Below are 12,132 nucleotides of genomic sequence, written 5' to 3'. Positions count from 1 at the left end.
GGGTGGGGTATCGCAGTCCCCAGGCTCGGCCAAACGGCCATGGCTGGGCTATAAACCTATAGGGGGTTTCCGGGAACCGTGTCCATGACCACAATCGCCAAAGTACTTGCGACCGACAGCGAAGTTCGCTTGAACACGCGCAAGGAGCCCTTCAATCTGCTGCGCTGGTTTTCACTGGTCAGCATGCTGGTGATCGGCACGGTGGCGGTGGCGCTGGGGGCGGTATCCACGCGCTTCGTGATTACCGAAAGCGTGCAGCGCGATGCGCTATTGACCTCACAATTCATTCAGGCGATTGCCTCGGCCGAGGTGCACCATGTGTCGATTCCCAACGTCAGGACCATGGGTGAGTTGCTCGACCCACGAAAAGACATGGACTTTCCTGACGTCGACCCTCTGACCCGTGCCAGTGCCCGTGGTGAATTCCTCGACCATATCGCAAACTTGCCGGACGTGATTCTGGTCAACATCTACGCCCCCGACCGCATGGTGATCTGGTCGACCAACCCGGCCTTGATGGGCATTGCGATCAATGGCAATGAAGACCTCGATCGGGCATTCAACTCGAAAATTTCCGTGTCGACCGCTTACCACGGTGTGGATAGATCCCGCATGGAGCAGAAGTTCCTGGAACCACCCAAATACGCCTTCATCGAAAACTACATTCCCTTGTTCGACGCCGATGGCAGCACCGTCACGGCGATGGTCGAGATCTACAAGGAACCCCAGGACCTGATCGACCGCATGGAGCGCGGCCTGGTGCTGATCTGGCTGGCAACCGCCCTGGGCGGCGGTCTCATTTACCTGGGGCTGTACTGGATCGTGCGGCGGGCGGCGATCCTGCTGGCGACGCAGCAGAAGCAATTGATCACCAACGAAACCTTTGTGGCTCTGGGAGAGGTGTCTTCGGCGGTCGCCCACGGTCTGCGCAATCCGTTGGCGAACATCCGTTCAAGCGCCGAGCTGGCGATAGAGTTCGACAGCGGGCCGGCACACGGGAACATCAACGACATCATTGGTCAGGTCGATCGCATGTCGACATGGGTACGGGAATTGCTCCAGTCCCTGCGACCGCTCAATGACGAGGCCGAACCTGTGAACCTGGTGGCGGCCCTGCATGACAGCCTGATGGCTTACGAGCATCAGATCAACAAGGCCAAGGTCAACGTGGTGTTCGAGCCGGACCAGACGCCCATGGTGCTGAGCCAGCACGTACAACTGACCCAGCTCCTCAACAGCCTGCTGTCCAATGCGGTGGAAGCCATGGACGGCGGCGGCACCCTGACCATCCAGATCGAACCGCGCGATGCCCAGCGCGTCAGTGTGAGGGTGAGTGATACCGGCAAAGGCATGAGCGAAGAAGAGCGCACTATGGCCTTCCGGCCGTTCTTCACCACCAAACAGGGCGGGCTGGGGGTCGGGCTGGTGCTGGTCGAGCGGATCATGGAGCGATTTGGCGGTGCGGTGACCCTCGACAGCAGTGAAGGCGAGGGCACCACTGTGCGCCTGTCCTTTGTTCTGGCCCCCTGAAAACGGGGATGATCTACCCCCAATAACGGGTATCAATCCCCGGTCATTTCCCCGGTCGTTGCACATTGATTTTGATAAATCACTGTTTTGTCGAGTGTTAGTACGTTTTTATAAAAAAACACATGATTGGCGAGGTCCTTGCAAAACCACCATAACCCCCTTCACCACATCGAGGCGGCTGGTGATGGAAAAAAAAGAGATGCATTCACCACGCTCGCGAGCCCTGGGCATGCACCTGGTGCTGATGCTGGTGACCGGTTTGCTGGCCAGCCAGTTGCTGGTCGCCAGCCAGCCGACGTCGACGCCTGCACCTGCTCCGGCATCCACTGCCGAACCCGCTGTCGTTGAAGCCGTCACCCCGTGGGGTGCAGACTATTTCCCCAACACCCTGCTGACCGACCAGGACGGACAACAGCTGCGTTTTTTCGATGACTTGATCAAAGACAAGGTGGTGGTGATCAACTTCATCTTCACCTCGTGCAGTGACTCCTGCCCCCTGGAAACCGCGCGCATGCGCCAGGTGCAGAAACTGCTGGGGGATCGGGTCGGCAAGGACATCTTCTTCTACTCCATTAGCATCGACCCCTTGAGTGATACCCCCGAGGTGCTCAAGGCCTATTCGCAACGCTTCCAGGTCGGGCCCGGGTGGAAATTCCTCACCGGGGAATTCGCCGACGTCACTGACCTGCGCAAAAAACTGGGGCTGTTCATCGAAGGCGTCGATAACGGGCGCAACAAGGACCACAACCTGAGCCTGATCGTCGGCAACCAGGCAACGGGCCGCTGGATGAAAGCCTCGCCGTTCGAAAACCCGTGGATTCTGGCCGACCAACTGGCCAATACCCTGCATAACTGGAAACAGCCCAGTGTGGAGGAAAGCTACGTCGAGGCCCCCGAAATCCGTCCGCCGAGCAATGGCGAAGAGCTGTTTCGCACCCGCTGCGCGTCTTGCCACAGCCTCGGTCCGCTGGATGGGCAGGGCATCGGCCTGCGCAGCATCGGCCCAGACCTGATCGGCGTGACCTATCAGCGCGATCAGGCCTGGCTCATCCGCTGGATCCGCGAACCTGACCGCATGCTCGCGGAAAAGGACCCGATCGCGATGGAACTGTTCGAGCGCTACAACAGGATCTCGATGCCCAACTTGCGACTGGATACGCGTTCCGCCCAGTCCCTCATCGATTTCCTGAAAGAAGAAACCGACCGTCAACATCCGCCAGCGGCGCCATTGGCCAGTGGTAATGAAGAGCCTGAACAACATCATTCGGTCGCGCACCCCGAGACACCCCGGGTGCAATAGTGTCAAAAAAATTACGCGGGCCAGTCGGTGGCTATCAATGCCACCTACACTGATCCTGAAAGCGGCTGAACAGGCTCGATTTCAAGCACCCAGGACACAGCCATGCAGATACTCGAACAACAAAAAGTAGCTGCGCCGCAGGCTCCCGTTGCACAACGCAAGGGTTGGCGGCCGCAGTTCAATTTGCTGCGCTGGTTCTCCCTGGCAAGCTTTCTGATCATCGCTGTGGTGGCGCTGGGGCTGGGTTACATCTCCACGCGCTTTGTTGTCGATGAAAGTATCGAGCGCGATTCGATGCTGACCGCGCAGTTCATCCAGTCCATTGGCGAGGCCGAAATCCGGCATGCCGGCATTGCCCCGGGGCGAACCATGGGTGAAATGCTCGACCCGCGCATGGATGATGCCTACCCCGACGTCAACCCCGTATCCCGGGCCGCCGCGCGCGTTGAGTTTCTTGACCATGTGAAGCATCTGCCGGACATCCTGCTGGCGACGGTGTACTCCCTGGACCGCACCGTGGTCTGGTCGACCAACCCCGAGTTGATCGGCGTGCGTATCGAAGGCGACTTTGAGCTGGACGAATCCTTCGAAATGAAATCGCCGGTGTCCACCAGTTACCACGAAATCGATGAGGAGCGTCCCGAGCAGCGCTTGCTGCGCGAACCGGAGTACCTGTTCGTCGAGAACTACATTCCGATGTTCAACGCCGACAGAAGCAAAGTGATTGCCATGGTGGAAATCTACAAGGAGCCGGTGGATCTGGTGGCGCGCATCCAGCGTGGCTTCAAGGCAATCTGGCTGGCCACGCTGATCGGCGGGGCAGCCATTTACCTGGGGCTGTTCTGGATTGTGCGACGCGCGGCGACGCTGTTGCAGAGCCAGCAGAAACAACTGATCGCCAACGAGACCTTTGTCGCCCTTGGCGAGATGTCCTCGGCGGTCGCCCACAGCTTGCGCAACCCGCTGGCCAATATCCGTTCCAGCGCCGAACTGGCCCAGGACATCGCCAGCCAGACCGCACAGAAGAACATCGGCGACATCATCAGTCAGGTCGACCGCATGTCGCGCTGGGTCCGTGAATTGCTGGTGTCGTTGCGGCCGATGAATGACGACTGTGAAACGGTCGACCTGGTGCTGGCCCTCGAAGACACCCTGAGTGCCTTTGAGTCCCTGATCAAACGTTCGGACGTCGAAGTGCGTTTCTCCCCTGTCAGCGTGCCACCGGTCGTCAGCCAGCAGGTGCTGCTCACGCAAATACTCAATAGCCTGTTTGCTAATGCACTGGAAGCCATGCCCAAGGGTGGCGTGCTGACGATCGAGATCGATTCCTCGGTGTCCGGCGACGTGAGAATGACATTGACCGACACCGGCAAGGGCATGTCCAAACAACAGCAGCAAATGGTCTTCAAGCCGTTTTTTACCACCAAGCAAGGTGGGTTGGGTGTGGGCCTGGCCCTGGTCAAACGAATAATGGAGCGTTTTGACGGCTCGGTCGAACTGACCAGCCGGGAGCAGGAAGGAACCCGTGTTTGTCTCAATTTCAAAGTGGCAACGGGAGGGGTATATGGAGCACAGCATTCTGCTGGTCGAGGATGACGAAATCCTCGCCGAGAATATTCAGACTTACCTGGAGCGCAAGGACTTCGAGGTGACCGTCTGCCACTCGGCTGAAGATGCACTGGAGCAATTGGGTTCTTTCGCGCCTGACGTGGTACTGACCGACAACTCGCTGCCGGGCATGAGTGGTCACGACCTGATCCAGAAGCTGCGCATCAGCGCGCCGGATCTGAAAGTGATCATGATGACCGGCTACGGCAATGTCGAAGACGCCGTGGTGGCGATGAAAGAGGGCGCCTTTCACTACGTCACCAAACCGGTGGCCCTGCCAGAGCTCAAGTTGCTGCTGGACAAGGCCCTGGCCACCGACCGCATGGAGCGTACGCTGTCGTTTTACCAGGAGCGCGAGGCCCAGAAGTCGGGAGTGCAGGCACTGATTGGCGAGTCGGCACCGATGGCGTACCTCAAGGGCACCATCACCCAGTTGCTCGACGCCGAACGGCGCATGGCCAACAGCGATCTGCCGCCGGTGCTGGTGGAAGGCGAGACGGGCACCGGCAAGGAACTGGTGGCCCGGGCCTTGCACTTCGATGGCCCACGCGCCAAAGGCCCATTCATTGAATTCAACTGCGCTTCGATCCCGTCCAATCTGGTGGAGTCGGAACTGTTCGGCCACGAGAAGGGCGCCTTCACCGACGCCAAGGATCGTCGCATGGGGCTGGTGGAAGCGGCCGATGGCGGCACGCTGTTCCTCGATGAAATCGGTGAAATGGACCTGCTGCTGCAAGCCAAGCTGCTGAAACTACTGGAAGACCGGACCATTCGCCGGGTCGGTTCAGTGAAGGAGCGCAAAGTCGACCTGCGGGTGATCAGCGCCACCAACTGCAATCTCGAACAGATGGTCCAGCAAGGCAAATTCCGTCGTGACCTGTTCTTCCGCCTGCGCATCATTTCCATCAAGGTGCCGCGACTGTATACCCGTGGCGCCGATATCCTGCTGTTGGCCCGGCACTTCCTGGGGCTACATGGCAAACGCTACGGCAAGCCGAACCTGCATTTCAGCAACCAGGCCGAAGATTTGCTGCTCAGCTACAGCTGGCCGGGCAACGTGCGCGAACTGCGCAACATGCTGGAGCAAACCGTGTTGCTGGCGCAAAGCGACACTATCGCCGCCCATCAGTTGAACGTCTGCCTGAGCCTGATGGATGAGCCACCGATGTTTGATCACGAGCCGTCACACTTCAGCGAACCGCGTCCGTCCTTCAGCGGCAGCGACTCCATGAACCTGCCGGAAGTGGAGCGCGACATGGTGCGCAAGATGCTCGACAAGACCGACTGGAACGTCACCAAATCGGCACGCCTGCTGGGTCTGAGCCGTGACATGTTGCGCTACCGGATCGAAAAACTCGGCCTCGCCCGTCCGGACAAACGCCAGTGGTAAGGCTCACTGCAACACCGGGCCCTGCCTCAGGCAGGACAGCATGCAGCTGGGGTTCTCGACTTCCTGGTTCACGTACACACCACGCTCCGGATCGTAGGAGCGGATAAACACCCGAACCGTGGCGTCGGCCACTGTCGGCAGGCGCGAATCGGAAAACACGTGCTCACTTGAAACCGGAATGAATTCCCTGGGCGCGGTCGGGATGTACGAACCCGGCGGCACAATGTTCATCGACGGCGGTACGGGGTGCGCGAAGGGTTGGTCGGCGCCGTAATAGTTGAATTCGCTGCTGTAGTTGGTGGTGGGCATGTCGTCCGCGTGGACGACAGCGGTTGCGCCCAGGCAGACGGCGAGCAAAAGCGTCAGGTCGGTCTTTTTCATGGCAACACCTGCTAAATCGGTTTAACCACACTTCCCCCAAGGTCTTTAACTATAGCTGGCGCCGTGGACAGCCGTCGGTGCCGCGCGGATTACAAGTTCGCAACACCTGCCAGGATGGGGTTGATCTAGACTTCGCCGGTCAAATCGACGACCCGGACCCTGGAGCGTGCAATGGAACTGCCGACAAAAGAACAAGCCATCGCCAGTAACCGCGAGGCATGGAATGACTCCGCCCGTCACCACAAGGACTCCAGCGAATGGCAAGCCTTGTTGAAGGGCGTGGAACACGCGGATTTTTCCTGCCTGGACGACACCCTGACCGCTTTGCTGACCCAGACAGGTATCGACGGCAAGGACGTGGTGCAACTAGGCTGCAACAACGGTCGTGAAAGCCTGTCGCTGTTCGCCATGGGCGCGCGCAGCGTGGTGGGCGTCGACCAGTCTGAAGCCTTTCTCGGGCAGGCACGGGAACTGGCGTCCCGATCGCCCCACGCGCCGCAATTCATCGAAGCGGACATTCACCACTTGCCGGCCGGACTGCAGGAGCGCTTTGACCTGGCGCTGATCACCATCGGGGTCTTGAACTGGATGCCGGACATCGGCGAATTCTTCCGCCATGTGGCGCGCACGCTGAAGCCGGGTGGGGCGCTGGTGGTGTACGAAACCCATCCTTTCCTGGAAATGTTCGACCCCGAGGCAGCCGATCCTTTTCGCCCGGCCAACTCATACTTCCGCCGCGAACCGTTCGTGCAGCACGAACCGATCGTCTACGAGGGCAGGATCGAACAGCCGGCCGCGTCGTCCTACTGGTTCGCCCACACCCTGGGCGACCTCTTCAGCGCCGCCATTGCGGCAGGGCTGCAGATCCGTCACTTCAGGGAATACCCACACTCCAACCGCGAAGAGCTCTATGACCGCTATCAGCAGCAGGCAGCGCAGTTGCCGTTGTGTTTTACGTGGGTGGTGGTGAAGGGCTGATGCCCTGGGCTCAATTGCGTGCGGGTCCTGCGGGCCCCATCGCGAGCAGGCTCGCACAGGTGTTCGGTGTCGTACTTCAGTCTTGCATACGACAAAATGGGGGGAACGCAAAAACCAAAGGCACCCGTGGCGCACCCGTGTGTTTTTTATCGACCTTTCCGGGTTCGCCAGGCACCCGGTGCGCACCCCAGCCACCGCAGGCAGGCACGATTGAAGCTTTGCACATCGCTGTAGCCCAGGCGGTCGGAAATCTCCACCAGCTCCAGGTCCGTTCCCTGCAAAAAGTCTTCGGCCCGGTAGCGACGGTATTCGTCGAGCAACTCTGAAAAACTCCAGCCCAACGCCTTCAAGCGTCGGGCGGCGGTGCGCTCGAGCACGTGCTGGGTGGTACAGAATTGCTGCCAGTTGGCTTCGGCGAGGTTGCCGATCAAATGGTCGCAGACTTGCTCCAGCAAGGTCGGTTCGCTGTTGCGTCGGGTCTGCTCCAGCAGCTCGATCAGCGTGTGTTCCAGTTCATGATTACCCGGCGTCAACGGGATGACGAACAGCTGTGGATCGAGGCGGATCGAGTGCTGCGCCTGCCCCCATTGCACCGGTGCGCGAAAGGCTTGTTGATGTTCCTGCGCATTGGTCGTGCAAGCGCCGACCAGCCCGACGCCCAGAACCGGATCACGCTCCAGGCCGCTGGCGAGGAATTTGCGCCGCAACATGCTGCACAGGCTGATGAGAATGTAATCGGCGGTGGCCGCGCTGGTTTTCACACTGCCGCGGTCGAGCAGGTGCAATTGGACGCTGTCGTCGCCGCGCACGATCCGCGCCTGGAAGTGCCCGTTGAAAAACGGAAAGAAACGCACGAAATACTGGCAGGCGCTGTCCAGTGAGTCGGCCACGTCGAACAGGTACGTCAGGCCATTGGTAGCGGTGGAAACGAAACGCCGGCCAGCCGCCAGGCCGATCAGCGGGTCGCCGGTCTGCTCCAGGGCAAACGCCCAGAAGCGCCGCGACATGAATAGCGGAATGCGCATGAATGGCGTGCGCAACTCGAACAGGCTGCGACGAAACAGGCCTTCGATACTGTCCCGGTCCACGCCACGGGCCAGCAACTCTTCGATGGCCGGCAGCAGGGTCGGCGCGTAGAACGCATTGGGTATCGATTGATCGCGCAGTGGCTGATCGCTTTTTGTCATGTAGGGCTCACAGCTTGTTCCGCAACACTGGTTAGGCTGCCCGACGTTAAGCGATTTGCCGGAGCAAGACCATGCTTGATTTACGCCAGCTCGATTTGAACCTGTTGCTTGCCTTCGATGCGATTTATCAGCAGCGCAGCGTCACCCGTGCGGCCGAGGTGATGTGCCTGTCGCAACCGGCCATGAGCAATGCGTTGCGTCGCCTGCGCGAGTTGTGCGGCGACCCGCTGTTCATCAAGAGTCGCCTGGGGGTGACGCCGACACTGGTCGCCCATCGTCTGGCCGACTACGTGCGTGCAGCGCTGGAGTCATTGCGCGATGGCTTGCGCATGATTCCCGCCGCGCGGCAGAGCAATCCACTGCTGCGCGTCAGTTGTCTGGATTGCCTGCAACCGGTGTTGCTCGATGCCTTGCTCGAGTCGCCCCACGCCGATTGGCAGGTGCGTTATTTCCAGCCCCGGCGCCGCGACGCCTTGCAGGACCTGGCCAGCGGCAAGCTGGATATCCTGATCGACCTCGACCAACCGCTGGCCGGGCTTGCCGGCCTGCACAAACAGGCATTGCCCGCCGACCATTATGTGTTCGCCTATGGCGCCGCGCTCAAGGAGCCGCCGCGCACCCTGCAGGAGTATCTGGAGCAGCCGCAGATCCAGGTGTCGAGCCGCCGCGACGGGCTCAGCCCGGTGGACTTGCAGCTTGGCTTGAAAGGCCTGCGCCGGAATGTGGCGATGAGCACCCAAAGCACCCTGGCCGCGAAGCTGATCGCCGATCGCCAGCCGTTCGGCATCAGCCTGCCAAGCCGGGTCGCCAACGTGCTGGGCCTGCAACACGTGCCGCTGCCCCTGGACGAACCCGTGGAATTGAAACTGGCGCTGTACATCGAGTCGCGCTATCGCTTCGAGCGCAGCCGCGAGGAGGCGATGCACTGCCTGCTGCGCGCCCTCGGTGAGCCCCGGGCCTTGCAGTCGCTGGCGCGGCGTGCGTGATCTACCCCTGTAGGAGCGAGCTTGCTCGCGATGGAGTGTCATTCACCGCTGTGTCGACTGATACACCATCGCGAGCAAGCTCGCTCCTACAGGGATTTGTGTGTGTTTCAGATGCGCCTAGTTCGACGCCAGCAAACGATGGTCGACCGTCAGCACAGCATCGACCATCGCCAGCGCGGCCGGTGTCAGGGAATGCCCGGCACGGCTGACGATGCCGTAATGCAATTGCAGGCCGGGATCCTCCTTGGGCACGTCGGTAAACTCCAGCAGCCGGATCAGGCCCTGGTCCACCAGTTCGGCCAAGGCCTCCATGGTGGCTATACCCACCGCATCGGAGCGCATCACCACGCGGCGGATCGCATCGAATTGCGCGCACTCCACGCTCGGGTTGAAGTCCGCCTCGCCCTGCACGTCGGCGAGGATCTTGCGGATCATCGGCGGTATTCGCGTGCCGACCACCGCGTAGTCGAGCAGGGCGCGCAGGGACAGGTTCTGCTGCTGCACCAAGGGATGTCCGACACGGCAAAAGAACCGCCCACGTCGAGGGCGCAACAGCTGAACCTGGTATTGCGGGTCGCCGGTGAAGTACCGCGCGTCGGCCACGAGGAATTCGATCTGCTGTTCGCGAAGCCAGACCGCCAGTTGCTCCCAGTCGCCCTGGTGGAAGCTGATGCGGATCGCCGGGTGAGCCTGGATGAATTCCGCCAGCGCCTCGGGCACCAGCACCTGGGCCGGGTACGGGCCGCAGCCGAAGTGCAACTCGCCACCGGTCAGGCCGTTGTATTGCGTCAGTTCGTTTTGCAGGGCCTGGCTGCCGGCGAGCAGGCGCCGGGCATGTTGCAGTACCAGTTCACCCTGGCCAGTCAGACGGAATTCGCGGCTGCTGCGTTCTACCAGCGCGCAGTCGAGGTCGCGCTCCAGGGTCTGGATGCTGCGACTGAAGGCGGGTTGGCTGAGGTTGATCGCCTCGGCGGCACGGCCGAAGTTGCGGTAATCGGCCAAGGCGACAAGGTGGCGGAGTTGTCGTAGGTCCATCATGCGTCTCCTGCATTTGTCGGATACTTTTAATGCATTGGATCGATATCACAGGGGCTGGCATAAGTACACGCCTGTCTTCTCGCCGTAACCTGCCATGACCAGCCAACCGTTCATTTCCAGCGCCTTCACCCGTACCATTCTCAGCCATGCCCGGCAGTCCGGACTGTGCCAGGACCAACTGCTGCAACGAGCCGGCATCTGCCAGTCGTTGCTCGAAGGGCAGGACCTGCACGTGCCCGCGCACCTGGTCGAACGCCTGTGGAATGAATGCGAACGTGCGGGCGCCGGGGTGTCGTTTGGCTGCGAACTGGTCAATGGCATGGCGACTACCACGTTACGGGGTTTGAACATTCTGCTGGACTCCGCCGCGACCCTTCGCGCGAGCCTGGCGTGTTTCACTGATTTCCTGCCGCGGGTGACCAACTACGTAGTGGCGGAACTGGAGGAGGGTGACGGGCAGGCTCGCTTGCATTTGCGCAGTGTTGACCAGCCGCCGCATTTTTTTGGTCTCGATGCGGCGACCCTGACGTTGGTGCGCAACATCGCCCGACGTTTGGGGCGCGCGCCGGCCGAGGTGTTCGTCGCGGTCCACTTGACGCCGCAACAGGCTGCCGGGCAGTGGTTGCGTAGCATGGGTGTCGAGGTGCTGGAGGGTTCACATCCGTGTCTGAGCCTGCCAGCGGCCAGTCTCGATGAGCCTTTGCTGGGGGCCAATGGGTTTTTGCATCAGAGCATGTTGCGGCACTGGCAGACCGCTGCGACGCAACACACCCGTAGCGATAGCCTGGAGTTGGCGCGGCACTGGTTGACGGCGGGGGATCAGCCGATTGAGCGGATTGCCGAGCGGTTGGGGTATCGGCAGCCGAGCAATTTCATTCGGGCGTTTCGTAAGCAGTTCGGGATTACGCCTAAGCAGTTTCGTCTTGGTTTGTAGGTTGATGGGGTCGGTGTACATATCCGTTTCTGCGGTAACGGCGGCTGGCGGTTTCGCCCTTACGGCGAGTCCCTTTGGCAAACGCCCGGAGTGCCGGCCCAGCCAAAAGGAACCAAAAAGTCTCGCCCCGAACGTACGGCCCCTCGCCAAGGCTCGGGGTTCCTTCGCTCCGGTATTCATCCGGGGGCATTGCCCTCCGGTCGGCTTCGCTTCGACCTACATGCAATGAGTTCGACTGCGTCGAACGGCGCTGCGCGCCAATCCCCGGATAAACACCTCCACTCAGCCTGCCGAGGGGGCGGGTGGATCAAGATCAAGAGCTGCAGGCGAGCTAACGCTCGGCCTGATGAGTGGTGAAGAGCGTGGTGTACGCCGCTCTGTCTTTGCTCTTCTGTGGGAGCGAGCTTGCTCGCGAAAAACGTCCAGACACCGCGTTCATTCAGACAACACGCGTTATCGTTGACGTCCCTCGCGAGCAGGCTCGCTCCTACAGGGGGAATGCATACGCTGGAGGGCATGCCGAGCCACGGCGAGGCACCGAATGTCAGGGGCAAGAGCCTTTGGTTACTTGGGGCTTTTCCAAGTGACCTGCCGTAAGGGCGGAACCCTAAGTGGCCGTTACCGCAGCAATGGATATGTACACCCACAAAATACTCATCGCCTGCCACGCCGCCATCGCGAGCAAGCTGAACTGGTCAAGTAATCCCGGACACCGGTTACGGTGTTTATGCCGCCTTTTGCTCCATGGCTATTGGCGACAGATAGTTGTTGTAGCTGTGGAGCCTGGTGCGGTTGTAGTA

General features: G+C 60.6%; 11 protein-coding genes. 8 read left to right on the top strand and 3 right to left on the bottom strand.

Translation table 11 applies throughout. The features are described from left to right. The first annotated feature begins 84 nt into the window (after window positions 1-84). The 4 genes from KGB29_RS24665 (at window position 85) to KGB29_RS24650 (ending at window position 5,828) form a co-directional block, all read left to right on the top strand. Window positions 85-1,530: a sensor histidine kinase gene (locus KGB29_RS24665; protein WP_150815245.1), complete on the top strand. Its 1,446-nt coding sequence runs from the start codon at window positions 85-87 to the stop codon at window positions 1,528-1,530. A gap of 199 nt (window positions 1,531-1,729) precedes the next feature. Beyond that, window positions 1,730-2,830 (top strand): SCO family protein, encoded by a 1,101-nt coding sequence (locus KGB29_RS24660; protein ID WP_371319485.1) that lies wholly within the window; start codon window positions 1,730-1,732, stop codon window positions 2,828-2,830. 102 nt (window positions 2,831-2,932) lie between these two features. Then, window positions 2,933-4,426: a sensor histidine kinase gene (locus KGB29_RS24655; RefSeq protein WP_150815247.1), complete on the top strand. Its 1,494-nt coding sequence runs from the start codon at window positions 2,933-2,935 to the stop codon at window positions 4,424-4,426. After that, window positions 4,395-5,828 (top strand): sigma-54-dependent transcriptional regulator, encoded by a 1,434-nt coding sequence (locus KGB29_RS24650; protein ID WP_150815248.1) that lies wholly within the window; start codon window positions 4,395-4,397, stop codon window positions 5,826-5,828. The genes KGB29_RS24655 and KGB29_RS24650 overlap by 32 nt, the downstream gene beginning before the upstream one ends. Before the next feature lie 3 nt (window positions 5,829-5,831). Here KGB29_RS24650 and KGB29_RS24645 read toward each other — a convergent pair whose 3' ends face one another. Beyond that, the gene (locus tag KGB29_RS24645; RefSeq protein WP_150815249.1) at window positions 5,832-6,209 is read right to left on the bottom strand and encodes a hypothetical protein; all 378 of its coding nucleotides are present in this window, start codon (window positions 6,207-6,209) and stop codon (window positions 5,832-5,834) included. A gap of 171 nt (window positions 6,210-6,380) precedes the next feature. Here KGB29_RS24645 and KGB29_RS24640 point away from each other — a divergent pair, with 171 nt between their 5' ends. After that, a complete protein-coding gene (locus KGB29_RS24640) occupies window positions 6,381-7,187 on the top strand; it encodes a class I SAM-dependent methyltransferase (RefSeq protein ID WP_150815250.1) in 807 nt (268 codons plus the stop codon). 146 nt (window positions 7,188-7,333) lie between these two features. On the opposite strand, the gene KGB29_RS24635 is transcribed toward KGB29_RS24640, so the two are convergent. Further along, on the bottom strand, window positions 7,334-8,374 hold the full coding sequence (locus KGB29_RS24635; protein WP_150815251.1) for an AraC family transcriptional regulator: 1,041 nt from the start codon (window positions 8,372-8,374) through the stop codon (window positions 7,334-7,336). Window positions 8,375-8,445: 71 nt separating this feature from the next. Between KGB29_RS24635 and KGB29_RS24630 the strand changes: the two genes are divergently transcribed. Then, window positions 8,446-9,360, top strand: coding sequence for a LysR family transcriptional regulator (locus KGB29_RS24630; RefSeq protein ID WP_150815252.1), 915 nt, complete (start codon window positions 8,446-8,448; stop codon window positions 9,358-9,360). A gap of 117 nt (window positions 9,361-9,477) precedes the next feature. Here KGB29_RS24630 and KGB29_RS24625 read toward each other — a convergent pair whose 3' ends face one another. After that, window positions 9,478-10,398 (bottom strand): LysR family transcriptional regulator, encoded by a 921-nt coding sequence (locus KGB29_RS24625; RefSeq protein ID WP_223508119.1) that lies wholly within the window; start codon window positions 10,396-10,398, stop codon window positions 9,478-9,480. A 94-nt stretch (window positions 10,399-10,492) separates the two neighbouring features. Between KGB29_RS24625 and KGB29_RS24620 the strand changes: the two genes are divergently transcribed. Then, entirely contained in the window at window positions 10,493-11,332 is an 840-nt protein-coding gene (locus KGB29_RS24620) for an AraC family transcriptional regulator (RefSeq protein ID WP_150815254.1), read from the top strand. Window positions 11,333-11,943: 611 nt separating this feature from the next. Then, on the top strand, window positions 11,944-12,132 hold a 189-nt coding region (locus tag KGB29_RS24615; protein WP_218544099.1), incomplete at its 3' end, for a hypothetical protein.

This window comes from Pseudomonas sp. BF-B-30, from assembly GCF_019956305.1.
GTDB classification, from domain to species: Bacteria; Pseudomonadota; Gammaproteobacteria; order Pseudomonadales; family Pseudomonadaceae; genus Aquipseudomonas; species Aquipseudomonas jessenii.
The sequence above is the reverse complement of the archived record's forward strand: the minus strand, read 5'-3'. Positions and strand labels throughout refer to the sequence as shown.